Annotated in this window: 13 protein-coding genes; 8 read left to right on the top strand and 5 right to left on the bottom strand. The window is 71.8% G+C overall.

Translation table 11 applies throughout. The features are described 5' to 3' along the window. Positions 1-193: 193 nt before the first annotated feature. The 5 genes from LCN96_RS47905 to LCN96_RS47885 are packed head-to-tail and all read left to right on the top strand — an operon-like array spanning position 194 to position 4,456. Positions 194-1,255 carry an ABC transporter substrate-binding protein gene (locus LCN96_RS47905; protein ID WP_225269049.1) on the top strand — a complete coding sequence of 354 codons (1,062 nt, stop codon included), beginning with the start codon at positions 194-196 and terminating at the stop codon, positions 1,253-1,255. Beyond that, complete coding sequence (locus LCN96_RS47900; RefSeq protein WP_225269048.1) at positions 1,252-2,004, top strand: ABC transporter ATP-binding protein; 753 nt, start codon at positions 1,252-1,254, stop codon at positions 2,002-2,004. Before LCN96_RS47905 ends, LCN96_RS47900 begins: the two co-directional genes overlap by 4 nt. After that, positions 2,001-2,753 carry an ABC transporter permease gene (locus LCN96_RS47895; protein ID WP_225269047.1) on the top strand — a complete coding sequence of 251 codons (753 nt, stop codon included), beginning with the start codon at positions 2,001-2,003 and terminating at the stop codon, positions 2,751-2,753. The genes LCN96_RS47900 and LCN96_RS47895 overlap by 4 nt, the downstream gene beginning before the upstream one ends. Further along, a complete protein-coding gene (locus tag LCN96_RS47890) occupies positions 2,750-3,520 on the top strand; it encodes an ABC transporter permease (protein ID WP_225269046.1) in 771 nt (256 codons plus the stop codon). The genes LCN96_RS47895 and LCN96_RS47890 overlap by 4 nt, the downstream gene beginning before the upstream one ends. A gap of 15 nt (positions 3,521-3,535) precedes the next feature. After that, entirely contained in the window at positions 3,536-4,456 is a 921-nt protein-coding gene (locus tag LCN96_RS47885) for a cysteine peptidase family C39 domain-containing protein (RefSeq protein ID WP_225269045.1), read from the top strand. A 142-nt stretch (positions 4,457-4,598) separates the two neighbouring features. Here LCN96_RS47885 and LCN96_RS47880 read toward each other — a convergent pair whose 3' ends face one another. From LCN96_RS47880 to LCN96_RS47870, 3 genes are all read right to left on the bottom strand, one after another. After that, the gene (locus LCN96_RS47880) at positions 4,599-5,399 is read right to left on the bottom strand and encodes a CAP domain-containing protein (RefSeq protein WP_225269044.1); all 801 of its coding nucleotides are present in this window, start codon (positions 5,397-5,399) and stop codon (positions 4,599-4,601) included. 195 nt (positions 5,400-5,594) lie between these two features. After that, on the bottom strand, positions 5,595-7,139 hold the full coding sequence (gene dacB, locus LCN96_RS47875; RefSeq protein WP_225269043.1) for a D-alanyl-D-alanine carboxypeptidase/D-alanyl-D-alanine endopeptidase: 1,545 nt from the start codon (positions 7,137-7,139) through the stop codon (positions 5,595-5,597). Positions 7,140-7,224: 85 nt separating this feature from the next. Beyond that, positions 7,225-7,773, bottom strand: coding sequence for a DUF1707 and FHA domain-containing protein (locus tag LCN96_RS47870; RefSeq protein ID WP_225269042.1), 549 nt, complete (start codon positions 7,771-7,773; stop codon positions 7,225-7,227). Positions 7,774-7,862: 89 nt separating this feature from the next. Between LCN96_RS47870 and LCN96_RS47865 the strand changes: the two genes are divergently transcribed. Genes LCN96_RS47865 through LCN96_RS47855 form a run of 3 tightly spaced genes read left to right on the top strand, consistent with a single transcriptional unit; the run spans position 7,863 to position 11,619 of the window. Next, a complete protein-coding gene (locus LCN96_RS47865; protein ID WP_225269041.1) occupies positions 7,863-8,372 on the top strand; it encodes a PadR family transcriptional regulator in 510 nt (169 codons plus the stop codon). Continuing rightward, entirely contained in the window at positions 8,369-9,049 is a 681-nt protein-coding gene (locus tag LCN96_RS47860; protein ID WP_225269040.1) for an ABC transporter ATP-binding protein, read from the top strand. Before LCN96_RS47865 ends, LCN96_RS47860 begins: the two co-directional genes overlap by 4 nt. Next, the gene (locus LCN96_RS47855; RefSeq protein WP_225269039.1) at positions 9,046-11,619 is read left to right on the top strand and encodes an ABC transporter permease; all 2,574 of its coding nucleotides are present in this window, start codon (positions 9,046-9,048) and stop codon (positions 11,617-11,619) included. The genes LCN96_RS47860 and LCN96_RS47855 overlap by 4 nt, the downstream gene beginning before the upstream one ends. On the opposite strand, the gene LCN96_RS47850 is transcribed toward LCN96_RS47855, so the two are convergent. Both LCN96_RS47850 and LCN96_RS47845 read right to left on the bottom strand, forming a co-directional pair. Continuing rightward, positions 11,579-12,940 (bottom strand): MFS transporter, encoded by a 1,362-nt coding sequence (locus LCN96_RS47850; protein WP_225269038.1) that lies wholly within the window; start codon positions 12,938-12,940, stop codon positions 11,579-11,581. The genes LCN96_RS47855 and LCN96_RS47850 overlap by 41 nt on opposite strands. Before the next feature lie 67 nt (positions 12,941-13,007). Beyond that, positions 13,008-13,769 carry a hypothetical protein gene (locus LCN96_RS47845; protein ID WP_225269037.1) on the bottom strand — a complete coding sequence of 254 codons (762 nt, stop codon included), beginning with the start codon at positions 13,767-13,769 and terminating at the stop codon, positions 13,008-13,010. Between the last annotated feature and the right edge of the window lie 13 nt (positions 13,770-13,782).

Here is a 13,782-nt window from a genome sequence, read left to right as displayed (position 1 = left end):
TGAGCGGCTGGAGGGATCTACGGTCCTCGCGCGGCGCTCTCGTAGGGACCTACAGGGGCCGCCAGCGGTTTTCCCGGCTTCCCAGCGTGCGGGCGTTCCCCGGGCCGCTATGTCCGAAACCATCGTCACACGATGGTAATAATCGAGGGATACCTTCCTGACCTGCATCTTCACGGGCCGTTCAAGGAGAATTATGGCTACCTTCGACCGTCGCGCGTTCCTGCGGACATCCGGTCTGGCCGGTCTGGCGCTCGGTCTGGCCGCTTGCGGGGACAACGGCACGACCACCTCCTCCTCCGGCGGCGGCGGTGGCGGCGGCGGGTTCGGGTCGGTCAAGCTGCAGCTCTCCTGGAAGAAGAACGTGGAGTTCGCCGGCGAGTACTTCGCCGACACCAACGGCTACTTCAAGGCGGCCGGGTTCTCGCAGGTCGAGCTGCTGTCCGGCGGCGGCTCCGGCACCTCCGTCGAGTCGGGGCTGGCCACGGGGCGCTGCTGGGCGGGCCTGTCGGCCCCGACGATCACCGCGCCCGCCGTGCTCCAAGGCGCCCCGCTGAAGATCGTCGGCGCCACGTTCCAGAAGAACCCGTTCGCGATCATCTCCCTCAGCAAGAACCCGATCAAGACGGCCGAGGACCTGGCCGGCAAGAAGATCGGCGTCCAGGACTCCAACGAGCTGGTCTGGAATGCGCTGCTCAAGGCCAACGGCCTCGACGCCGCCCAGGTGACCAGGGTGCCGTTCCAGTCCGACCCGTCGATGCTCACCTCAGGGCAGCTCGACGGGTACGTGGGCTTCGTCACCAGCGGGCCGGTCAACCTGCGGATGAAGGGGCACGACCCGGCGTACCTGCTGCTCGCCGACGCCGGCCTGCCGCTGGTCGCCGAGACGTTCACGGTCACGCAGGAGACCATCGACAACGAGCGCGACAAGCTCAAGGCGTTCCTGACCGCCGAGATCAAGGGCTGGAAGGACGCCGTCGCCGACCCGGCCAAGGCCGCCGAGCTGGCCGCCACCGTCTACGGCAAGGACCAGAACCTCGACGTCAAGGAGCAGACGGAGGAGGCCAAGATGCAGAACGAGCTCGTGGTCACCGACGACGCCAAGGCCAACGGCCTGTTCACGATGACGCCCGAGCTGATCGAGCAGAACATCGAGTCGCTGGCCAAGGCGGGCCTGAGCATCAAGGCCGAGCAGCTCTTCGACCTGTCGATCCTGAACGAGATCTACCAGGCCGACCCGAGCCTGAAGCTCTCATGAGCGGGATCAGCATCTCCGGCCTGAGCAAGACGTTCGGGAAGGGCCTGACCGCCGTCGAGAACGTGGACCTCCGGACGCCGAAGGGCTCGTTCCTGTCGCTGCTCGGCCCGTCCGGCTGCGGCAAGTCCACGGTGCTGCGCATCCTGGCCGGGCTGGAGGAGCCCACCACGGGCGAGATCCGCGTCAACGGCGAGACGCCGCGCGAGCTGCGCGGCGGCCACCACCTCGGCATCGCCTTCCAGGACTCGGCGCTGCTCGCCTGGCGCAGCGTCGCCGCCAACATCCGGCTGCCGCTGGAGGTGGCCGGCATCAAGCCGGAGCCCGGCGTGATCGAGGACCTGATCAAGCTGGTCGGCCTGGAGGGCTTCGAGAAGGCTCGCCCGGCCGAGCTGTCCGGCGGCATGCGCCAGCGCGTCTCGATCGCCCGCGCCCTCGTGGTCAAGCCTAGCGTGCTGCTGCTGGACGAGCCGTTCGGCGCGCTGGACGACATGACGCGCCAGCGGCTCAACCTGGAGCTGCTGCGCATCTGGACGGAGAAGCCCGCCACCACGCTCATGGTCACCCACGGCATCGGCGAGGCGATCTTCCTCTCGGACCTGGTGGCCGTGATGAGCCCGCGTCCCGGGCGGGTCGTGGAGCTGGTGGAGATCGACCTGCCCCGCCCGCGCACGCCGGAGATGATGCGGACCCCCGAGTTCCACGCCCTCCACGACCACCTCAGCGACCTGCTGTTCGGGCACGGCTCATGAGACGCGCCCAGGGGCTGGCCGGCGTCGTCGCGCTCGTCGCCGTCTGGTGGCTGCTGGCCGCCACGGTCTTCGCCGACGGCGGCGCGGTGCCCACCCCGGTCGCGGTGCTGGAGTCGATGGGCGCCGACGGCTGGGCCTTCTACGGCCCGAACGCCGCCGCCACGCTGTCCGCCGCCGTCCAGGGCTTCCTGTGGGGCAACGGGCTGGCCATCGGCGTGGCGCTGCTGGTGCTGCTCGTGCCCCGCCTCGAAGCCGTCGCCACGCAGCTCGCGGTGATCAGCTACTGCATCCCGCTGCTGGCCATCGGGCCGATCGTGCTGGTCGTCTTCGGCGGCGACGCGACCGTGGTGTTCCTGGCGGCCATCTCGGTCTTCTTCACCACGCTCATCGGCGCCCTGCTCGGGCTGCGCTCCGCCGACCGGACCAGCCTCGACCTCGTCACCGTGTACGGCGGCGGCCGACTGGCCAGGCTCCGCTACGTGCAGATCATCTCCGCCCTGCCCAGCACGTTCGCCGGCCTGAAGATCTCCGCCCCGTCGGCGCTGCTCGGCGCCATCATCGGCGAGTACCTCGGCAGCAACGACCAGGGCCTCGGCGTGTCTCTGATGATCTCCCAGCAGCAGTTCCAGGTGCCGCGCACCTGGGGGCTGGCGCTGGTGTCCGGGCTGATCGCGGGCCTCGGGTACGCGCTCGTGGCGCTCGTCGCCCGCGTGGTCACCCCCTGGTCGAGAGGGGAGGCCACCTCATGATCGGCCGTACCGTGCTGCGGATCGTGGGGCCGCTGGTGCCCTCGGTCGTCATCGTCGTGGCCGCGTGGTGGCTGGCGCTGGAGGCGTTCGGGATCAGCCCGCTCGTGGGCAAGCGCCCGCCGCAGGTCTGGGAGTACCTGGCGGCCTCGCAGGCGCACCGGGAGGCCGTGTTCGGCGCGCTGGGCATTACGATCAGGGACGCGGCCATCGGCTTCGTCGCGGGCATGCTCGCCGCGATCGCCGTCGCCGTGGCGTTCGTGCTGTTCAGGACCGTCGAGCAGACGTTCATGCCGGTCGCCATGCTGCTGCGCTCGGTGCCGCTGGTGGTGATGACGCCGCTGATCACGCTGGTCTTCGGCCGCGAGCTCGCCGGCGTGGCCGTCATCGGCGGCATCGTGGTCTTCTTCCCCGCGCTGGTGAACATCGCCTTCGGCCTGCGCTCCGCCTCGCCCCAGGCCACCGACCTGATCAGGGCGTACGGCGGCACCCGGCTCACCGTGCTGCGCAAGGTGGCGGTGCCCACGGCGATGCCGTCGGTGTTCGCCTCGGCCAGGATCTCCGTGCCGGCCTCCATCATCGGCGCGCTGATCGCCGAGTGGCTGGCCACCGGGGAGGGCATCGGGGCCGAGATCCTGCGCGCGATCGGCGGGTTCCGCTACGACGAGGTGTGGGCGGACATCGTGGTCGTCACCGGGGTGTCGATCCTGGCCTACGCGGTGGTCGGCGTCGTCGAGTCGCTCGTGCTGGCCCGCTTCTCGGACAGGTGAGTTGCGCCTGACACCGTGTCAGGCGCTTGGCTGGACGCCATGTTCGCCTACACGGGTTCAGGACCGTACTGTTACGCCCACTCCCTGGCCATGATGCTGGGCCCCGCCGCGCCTCCGGTGGGGGCGATCGAGACGCTGACGGGCTCGCCGTTCGGCGTGCAGCTCATCGGCGGCACCCAGCCGTTCTTCGACCCCTACGGCTGGGACCCCGAGCTGGGGCTCGACGCCGCCGTCGAGCTGCTCGGCTGGACGTGCGAGCGCAGCCACGGGGGCACGGCGCAGGAGGCGCTGGCGCGGCTGCGGGCCGGCGGCCCTGCCCTGGTGGGGCCGGTGGACATGCGGCTGCTGCCGTACACGCCCGGCGGGGGCGGCGACCACTACGTGGTGGTGCTCGCCGTCGAGCGGGACACCGTCGTGCTGCACGATCCGCACGGGCATCCCTTCGCCACGCTGCCCGCCGACGACTTCCTGGGCGCCTGGCGGGCCGAGGCGGTGGAGTATCTCGACACGTCGTACGTCATGCGCACCGGCTTCGTACGGGTCCGTGACACGTCCGTGGAGCAGGCGTTGCGCGCCTCGCTGCCCGCCGCCGCGCGCTGGCTGGCGGGACGGGACGACCTGCCGGTGCCGCCCGGCACCCTGGGCGGGGCCGCGGCGGTGCTGCGGCTGGCCGAGCAGGTGGACGGCGGGCTCGACGGGACGGCGCGCGGGATGCTGGTGCACTTCGGGGTGCGGCTGGGCGCGCGGCGGCTGGCCGACGCCGCGGCGTGGCTGGGGAACGTCGGGCTGCCCGAGCCGGCCGAGATCGCCTGGGAGCAGGCGCGGGTGCTCGGTGCCCTGCAGTATCCGCTGGTCACGGGGGACGACGGGGCCGTGGCGGCGGGGCTGAGACGGCTCGCGCCCGGCTACGACCGGCTGCGGTCCGCGCTCGGTTGACGCGGACCCGGCCGCGGTCCTGTGTGCGGGGGGAGGCGCGGCCGGGTCCGCCCGGAGGGGAGCGGTTGGGCGTGCGGTGGGAACCGGCTCGGGGTGGGGCCGGCGAAAGCCCGACGCTCCCTTGGTCGGGGGGAGTGCTGCTCTAACGGGTGCCGAAGTCCTGGGTCCAGGTGGGTCCCTTGGCGTGGTGTCCGACACCGATGTGGGTGAACGCGCAGTTCATGATGTTGGCCCGGTGCCCGGGGCTGTCGAGCCAGGCCTTGACCACGGCGGCGGCGGACGGCTGGCCCTTGGCGATGTTCTCGCCGGCCTGGCGGAAGACGAAGCCGGTGGCCTTGATCCGCTGGCCGAACGTGCGGCCGTCGCGCGAGGTGTGGGAGAAGTAGTTGTTACGGGACATGTCCGCCGAGTGGCGCTCCGCGGCCAGGTGCAGCTTGGCGTCGTGCACGAGGGGGCGGCAGCCGTTCCCGGCCCTGGCCCGGTTGGTGAGGGTGACGACCGCCGTCTCGGGCGTCGAGGCGAAGCCGCCGCCGGCGGCCGGGCGCCCGCACGCCAGCTTGATCGAGCGCGACTGGCCGGCCCGCCCCTGCGCGTCGAGCGCGACCGCGTAGTAGCGGCGCGGCGTGCTGGTGCAGGCGGTCTTGGCGGTGATCCGGCCGTTGCCGATGATCTGGGAGCCGCTCTTGACGACCCGGTCGGGGCCGGAGACGGCGACCTTGATGCGTACCCTCAGCCGGGCCTGGTCGGCGCAGCCGGACCGGACCGCCGTCGCGCGGACCGTGCCCTGGACGACGGACGGCTTGAGCGCGACCACGCGGCACGCCTGCCGGCTCTGGGCCGTGCTCCGCTCGGCCGAGGCGCGTGCGGCGGAGGCGGCGGGCGCGGGGAAGCTCAGTGCCGCCAGACAACCGACACAGGCCACCGCCTGGAGCTCTCTACGCATACCGTCCTCCGGATGAGGGTTCGACTGTGCGTCGAACCCGAATTCTGGTCCCCCCAAGTCGGCTATGTACGGAAATTAGCGACCTAACTTGGAGTTCCAAGTGGCTGAATCGTAATAACACCCAGTCTGATCTCGGTAAACCACAGCGGCCCCCTGGGCGTCAGGGGGCCGCGAGATTTTTACCTCAGCGCAGCGCTAGCACTGCGCGGGCTTGAGCCACGAGCACTCCAGGTCGCCCGTCGCGCCCTCGTCCGCGGCACGGAGCTGTGCGGCCTCGCCCGCCGCCGCCGACCGGGAGAACTGGGCGAGCCGTACGGCGATCTTGTCCTCGATGTCCTTCGGCGAGGCCGAAAGGTACTGGTTCAGCATGATCGAGAAGATCAGCGGCTCGCCGTCGGCGCTCGTGACGTAGCCCGACAGCGAGGTGACGCCGGTCAGCGAGCCGGTCTTGGCGTGCACGTTGTTCTCCGCGGGCGTGCCGCGCATCCGGCTGCGCAGGGTGCCGCCGGTGAAGCGGTCCGCGTTGCCGGCGATGGGCAGGGACTCGTACCAGGTGGAGAACCACGGCTTGGCGCGTACCGCCGACAGGAGTTGCACGATCGAGCCCGGCGAGAAGCCGTCGCGGCGCGAGAGGCCGGAGCCGTCCCGCATGTTGATCACCTGCACGCCGTTCGCCTTGGCGAAGTCGGTGCTGACCTTGAGCCCGGCCGACCAGCTGCCCTGGTTCGCCACCTTGCGTCCCATGGCCTTGGTGAGGATCTCGGCGTGGATGTTGTTGCTCAGCTTCATGAACGGCACGAGCAACTCGCCCAGCGTCATCGACTCGTGCCTGGCCAGCTCCTTGGCGCCCGAGGGGGCGGCGCCGGTGGTGGTCGGCCCGAGCACCTTGACGCCGTGCCTGGCCAGCGACTTGCGGAAGAGCGAGGAGACGTACGCGGTGGGGTCGTCCACCGCCACCCACTCCTGGTACGGGTCCGCGACCGTGCCGGTGATCACCACCGTGCGCGTGCCGTGCTGCCGCTCGATGAGCACGTCCGTCTCGGCGCCCACCGTGGCCCTGTTCACGATCTTCAGGTAGTCGGTCTCCGGCGTGGTCGAGACCTTGACCCGATCGCCGTCGGCCGCCACGGACACGATCACCGAGCCGGCGTCGTAGTCCCTGTCGGGTGAGGCGGTCAGCGCCGAGATCGGGGCCGCGTAGTACGCGGTCTCGTCGTCCCAGGACCAGTCGTTGCCGAGCCGCTGGGAGTCGAACCAGGTGTCGTCGGCCACCAGCTTGCCGGTGACGGCCTTGATGCCGGCGGCGGCCACCTCGGCGGCCAGCGCGTCGTAGTCCTCGGCCAGCATCGTCGGGTCGCCGGTGCCGCGCAGCACCAGGTCGCCGGCCAGCACGGAGCCCGCCTTGCGGCCGGTGCTCAGCACGGTGGTGGGGAAGCGGTAGTCGAGGCCGAGCGTCTGCGCCGCGGCGGCCGAGGTGAACAGCTTGGTGTTGGAGGCCGGGGTCAGGAGCTTGCCCGCGTCGGTGGCGTACAGCTCCTCGCCGGTCTGGGCGCTCTTGACCACGACGCCCGCCCTGGCGATCGTGAGCCGCGAGTCGCTGAGGATCTGGTTGATGTCCTGGGTCAGGTCCGCGACACCCACGGAGGGGTCGAGCGCGACGGCCGGGGTGGAAGGTCCGGACGCCCACGCGAGGGCCGCGACGAGCGTGCCCGCGACGAGGGAGGCTGAGGTGCGCCGCATGGGGTCTCCAAGTGACTGAGGGATCGCATGGAAGCATGGATCAGCACAGTCAGCCTGTAATCCGCAAATATCCGTATTTGTGGTGTCAGGTGGGCTGCTGCGACGTCACCATGAACCCGCAGTCACCGAACGACACCTCGTCGCCGGACTTCACCCGCGCGGGGCCCACCAGCCGCCAGCCGTTGAGCCGGGTGCCGTTGAGCGAGCCGAGATCGACCAGCATCCAGCCTCCGTCGCCCTCGCGGCGCAGCTCGGCGTGCACCCGGGAGACCGTCAGGTCCGACAGCACGAGGTCGCAGGCCGACCCGCGGCCCACCACGTAACGCAGGCGATCGTCGTCGGGCAGCGCCAGCCGGGGCAGCCGGGGCCGCCGCCAGGCGGACTGCAGCCTGGTGGTGAACTCGGAGACCGAGGAGACGGCGTCGGTGAGCCGCTGCCGGATCGTGGCCCGCCTCGGCAGGTCCGCGACCAGCTCGTCGAGCTCGCCCCTGCTGCGCGCCCGCAACGCCTGGTCGACCCGCCCCACGAAGGTGTCGTGCGAGATGCGGCCCTCTACGGCGCGTTCCCTGAGCTCGTCGATCGCACGGTCACGTTCCCCATCTGAGGCGCGAAAGGGCGGATGCGTGGAGCTCATAGAGCGAGTATCGGCCTCAACCTCGGCCCGTGTCCAGAATACGCGGATCAGGTTGCCCTAGGCATACTCAGTATGCATACTCAGTATCTATGTCGATCAGGCACGGGCTGCTGGCGTTGCTCAGCGGCGGACCGAGATACGGCTATCAGCTGCGGGTGGAGTTCGAGGCGTCCACGGGGGCGACCTGGCCGTTGAACATCGGCCAGGTCTACACGACGCTCTCCCGGCTGGAGCGAGACGGGCTCGTCGCGCCGGAGGGCGCGGACGAGCAGGGCCGCGCGGTCTACACGATCACCGAGGCCGGTCGGGAGGAGCTGGCGCGATGGTTCAGCACCCCCGTCGCGCAGACCGACCGGCCTCGGGACGAGCTCGCGATCAAGGTGGCGATGGCGGTGGCGGGTGGCGTGGACGTCGCCGAGGTCATCCACACGCAGCGCGGCGCCACCATGCGCGCGCTGCAGGAGCTCACGCGGGCCAAACGGGCCGCCACCGGCGGGCTGGCGCAGCGGCTGGTGCTCGATTCGTTGATCTTCAAGGCCGAGGCGGAGCAGCGCTGGCTGGACCACTGCGAGGCCGTTTCCAAGGAGAAGAACCGATGAGTGTGGTGGAGCTGCGGGACGTCACCCGCGAGCACGGGCAGGTGCACGCGCTGAAGGGGGTGAGCCTGGAGGTCGGGGCGGGCGAGCTGGTCGCCGTCATGGGCCCGTCGGGCTCGGGCAAGTCCACGCTGCTCAACGTGGCGGGCGGCCTCGACCGGCCCACCTCGGGAGCGGTGATGATCGAGGGCGAGGACCTGTCCCGGGTCAAGGACCTGGCAGCGCTCAGGCGCGGCCACGTCGGCTACGTCTTCCAGGACCTGAACCTGATCCCGTCGCTGACCGCCGCCGAGAACGTGATGCTGCCCAGGGAGCTCGACGGTGTGCGCGCCGGGCGGGCCCGCGGCGAGGCGCTGGCCGTGCTGGCGGAGGTGGGCGTCGAGGAGATCGCCGACCGCTTCCCCGAGGAGCTGTCCGGCGGGCAGCGCCAGCGGGTGGCCATCGCCAGGGCGCTGGTCGGCGAGCGGCGGCTGCTGCTGGCCGACGAGCCGACGGGGGCGCTCGACACGGCCACCGGCGACGAGATCCTGGAGCTGCTGCGTGCCCGCTGCGACGCCGGCGCGGCCGTGCTGCTCGTCACCCACGAGCCACGCTACGCCGCCTGGGCCGACCGGGTGATCTACCTGCGTGACGGGCTCGTCGCCGAGTCGAGCGCCGTGCGGCTGGAGAGCTCCAGATGAGCGCCTTCCGCGCCGCGCTGCGCCTCTCCCGCAGGGACGCGCTGCGCGCCAGGGGCCGCACCGCTCTCGTCATGATCATGATCGGGCTGCCCGTCCTGGCCATCACGGCGCTGCTGACGCTGTCGGAGACCACGAACCTGACGCCACGCGAGGAGCTGCCGTCCCGCCTGGGCTCGGTGGCCGACGCGGCCGTCCATGCCCACACGACCACGCTGCCGGTCAAGCAGGACCCGGCCGGCCGCTTCGGCCACCAGGACCCGAACAAGACCGGACCGCCGGCTCGATGGACGGCCGCCGAGGTGAGCCGCCTGATCGGTGGCAGGGTGCTCCCGTTCTACGACTACAGCACCGACGCCCGGCTCCCGGACGGCGCCGACAGGGTGGACCTGCTGGAGATCGATCTGCGCGACCCGCTCAGCACCGGCATGAGGACGCTGGCCGACGGCAGGCTCCCGGCCTCGCCACAGGAGATCGCGGTCACGCCCGCGCTGCTCGACCGCGGGGTGACCGTGGGCGGCACGCTCCCGCTCACCAAGCGCGCGGAGCCCAAGCGGGTGGTCGGCGTCATCGAGGACCCCACCCGGCCGGGCGTCATGGAGGTGGTCGGCCTGTACGGCTCGGTGCTGGCGAAGAAGACCGACCCGCAGGGCGAGGGCTGGCTCGTCGACACCCCGGCGCCGGTCACCTGGAAGAAGGTGCGCGAGCTGAACCAGGTGGGGCTGCGCGTGGCCTCCCGCGCGGTGACCGAGAGCCCGCGCGCCGACAGGTACCAGTACTCCGTCACCACGGGCGACGAGCTGCTCTGGCTCGCCATCGCCGTGCTCCTCGTCGTCACCGAGACGGTCCTGCTGGCGGGCCCCGCGTTCGCGGTGGGGCTGCGCCGGCGCAGGCGGGAGCTGGCCACGATCGCCGCGCAGGGCGGCTCTCCCGGGCACCTGCGCACGATCGTGCTGGCCGACGGCCTCGTGCTGGGTGGCGTGGCGGCCCTGCTGGGCGTCGCGCTGGGCATCGGCGCGGGGGCGGTGGCGGAGTCGATCGCGGCCCGGTCGCTGGACTGGCGCAGCGGCCCGGTCGACGTGCCGTGGGCACAGGTGCTCGGTGTCGCCGCGCTCGGCCTGGTCAGCGCGCTGGTCGCGGCGCTGGCCCCGGCGATCACGGCGGGGCGGCAGAGCCCGGCCAGGGTGCTCGCCGGCCGCCCGGACGAGGTGCGCGACCGTGCGGCCCGCCCGCTGTTCGGCCTCGTGCTCCTGGTGCTCGGGGCGGGCGCGGCGATCTACCTGTCGGGCAGGAGCGAGCTGCTCGTGGTGGCGGCGTCCACGGTGGCCCTGTTCGGGCTCATCGCGCTGATGCCCTGGCTGGTCCGGCGCACCGGGCCGCTGGCCGCGCGCCTGCCGCTGCCGGCGCGCCTGTCGGTCCGTGACGCCACCCGCCACCGAGCCCGCACGGTCTCGGCGGTGGCCGCCGTCATGGCCGCCACCATGGGCGCGGTCACCGTCGGCCTGGCCTACACCAGCACGTACGCCGCAGAAAAGCGGATGAACCGGCTCGAAGCGCCGGAAGGCACCTTGATCGTGACCGCGTCCGATGTGGACGAGGCGACCTGGGCCAAGCTCCGGGCCGTCACCCAGGAGAGGCTGCCAGGTGCGAGCCCCGTGCCCGCGCAGGAGGCCGTGGACGGCGACGGGCGAAGCCAGGCGGTGATGCTTCAGCTCGCTTCCGAGGACTGTCAAGGCTCCTGCGAGCGGTACGGTGCGTCCTACTTCGACGTCCCGGTGGGCGACGCCCGGCTGCTCGCCCTGCTCCAGGGCCGCAGTGATCCGCAGGCGGCGGCGGCCCTCGCGGCCGGCAGGATCGTGGTCTTCGACCCCCGGCTGGTCAGCGACGGCACCGTGAGCATGACGCTGATCAGCAAGGGCGAGGACTCCCGCAAGGGGGCGACGATGCGGGTGCCGGCCGTGGTGGCGCGGGGAGCCCAGGCCGAGCAGGGCGGTGCCGTGGTGCCCGCCTCGGTGCTGACGGCGGCCGGGTTCACGACGGTCGAGCGGCGGATCTACGTCGAGCCCACGGCGGTGGATCCCGCCCTGCGCGACCAGGAGGCCGTGGACCGCTTCAACCGCGAGCTGCAGACGGTGACGAGTTTCGTCTACGCCGCGCTGGCCGAGGACTACACCGGCATGAAGCTCGCCACCCTCCTTACGGCGGCGCTGGCCGCGGCGGTGGTCCTGGTGCTCGGTGGCACGTTCGCCGCGACGGGGCTCGCCGTGGCCGACATGCGCCGTGACCTCGACACCCTGTCGGCCGTGGGCGGCCGGCCGCTGACCCGCAGGCTGGTGGTGGCGGCGCAGGCCGGCTACATCGCGGGGCTGGGCGCCGTCATCGGGCTGGTCGCCGGCGCGATCACCGGAAGCGCGCTGTCGGTGTCCATGGCCTCGATGTGGCGGGAGGGCAGCCCGATCGTCGTGCCGTGGGCGTTCCTGGCCACGCTGGTGCTCGGCCTGCCGCTGCTGGCGGCCCTGATCTCGGGGCTGTTCACCCGGACGAGGATGGAGCTGGCGCGGCGGGTGGCGTGAGCCGGTACTTCAGCGTGATCAGCGCCGAGGCGAAGATGATCAGCGCGGGGATCGTGGTCTGACCGATGAGGACCGCGGTCACCGCGCTGTCCGGCTGCTGCACCGGGGTGCTCGGCTCGGACTCGATGAAGCCGCCGATCGTCAGGATGATGCCGAAGATCAGCGCGCCGAACGCGCTGACCCCGCTCTCGATGGCCGTCCACAGGCCGGTCAGCACCCCGGCCCGCCGCTTGCCCGAGGTGGCCGCGTCCACCGCGATGACGTCCGCGAGCATGGAGAACTGCATCAGCTGCAGCCCGGCGTACCCGACGCCGACCAGCAGGATCGTCAGGTGCGCCCACACCGGGCCGAACAGCGGCGTGGCCATGGCGGCCGTCGTGCCGCCGCCGAACAGCAGCACCGCCAGGATCATCGCGCCGCGCTTGTCGAAGCGCCTGGCCACCCGCACCCACAGCGGCATCGTCAGCAGGATCGGGCCGACCAGCACGGCGAAGAGCGTCTGCGTGGCCGAGGCCGAGCCCAGCGTGTACGTGGCGAAGTAGGGGGCGGCGGCCAGCATCATGCTGACGGCCAGCATCTGCACGCAGGCCAGCACCGTCAGCCACAGGAACGCCGAGTTGCCCTTGATCGCGGCGAACTGCTCGCGCCACCCGCCCCTGTCCGGCTCGGGCGCGCCGGTCATGGGGGCGCGGGCGGTGCCGAAGAAGGAGCCGAGCATGGCGAGGAGCAGGATGGCCGCGATCGTGATCGCCATCAGCCGGTAGCTGCCCAGCGTGCCGTCCTCGCCCTCGCTCGTGGCCAGCACCGGCGCCAGGATGCCGCTGATGGCGGTGGCCGCCCCGACGAACACCATCCGCCACTGCAGCAGCGACGTGCGCTCGTGGTAGTCGTGCGTCATCTCGCCGGGCATCGCCTTGTACGGCACCTCGAACAACGCGTACGCGGTCGCCGCCGCCAGGAAGCAGACCCCCACGTACAGCGCCGCCGGCACCCCGGTCAGCGGCGGCCCCGCGAAGACCAGGAAGAACGTGATCGGCAGCGTGCACGCCCCGGCGAGCAGCCACGGCCGGCGCGGCCCCCAGCGGGTGACCGTCCGGTCCGACCAGCGCCCCACCAGGGGGTTGATGAACAGGTCCCAGACCTTCGGCGCGCTGACCACGACACCGGCCAGCCACGCGGGCACGGCCAGGAAGTTCGTCATGTAGAACAGCAGCAACAGCCCCGGCACGCCGTTGAAGGTGGCCGTGCAGAACGAGCCGACCCCGTAGCCGAGGCGCACGCCCTTCGGGACGGTGGCCGTGCCCGCCGCCGGTGTGATCATCCCCTCATTACAACGGAGCGCGGGCTGGTTGGGGAGGGCCCAGTTTTCCCGGACCCTCCCTCAAGCCTCAGTCCGAGACGTTGGCGCACACCACGTGCGCGCCGATCTCGATCATGCGGCGCTCGCTGCGCGCGTCGGCCACCCTGGCCATGAGGATCGGCGCCCCCGACGCGGCGAACTGCGGCAGCCTGGCGCGCACCAGGCGGTGCAGGTCGCGGACGACGTCCTCGGCGGCCGACATGTGCACCTTGACGTGCAGCATGATCCCGGTGGCCCCGGACGCCGTGCCCGCCTCGGAGATCCACACGTGGTGCACCAGCGGGAAGTCCATGAGCAGGTACGCGATCGCCTGGCGCAGCGCCGGCAGGATCGGGTGCGTGCACCGGCGGTAGCCCGGGTCCACCTGCTGCATCGGCCCCGACAGGTGCGGCCGGGGCGCGGGCACCCAGGGCAGCGTGGGGGCCTGCGGGCTCGGCGGGGCCACCTGGGCCAGCGCGGCACCCCGCGACACGGTGGCCATCGCGCCCGTGGCGTAGGCGGCCGGGACGGCCCCCGACATGACGGGCGTGGGCCCTGTGCGTGTCGTGGTCATGAAGTGCTGGAGATCGTCGATGGGCACGGCCGCGGCGGCTGGTCCGGCCGCGTCGATGACGATCTCGCGCACCCCGGTGACGCGCTGGATGTCCAGGATGGTGTCGGCGTCGCAGGCCGACAGGGAATGGCTGCCGCGGTGTCTGGCATAGGTCGCGGGGCTGGTGTACCCGAGCAGGACCCGGTCACCGGCCTGGGTCGTCCCCAGGACGACGGAACGATCTGGTCGCACTGCCACCAGGACTCCACCG

It is taken from the genome of Nonomuraea gerenzanensis (assembly GCF_020215645.1).
GTDB classification, from domain to species: Bacteria; Actinomycetota; Actinomycetes; order Streptosporangiales; family Streptosporangiaceae; genus Nonomuraea; species Nonomuraea gerenzanensis.
The sequence above is the reverse complement of the archived record's forward strand: the minus strand, read 5'-3'. Positions and strand labels throughout refer to the sequence as shown.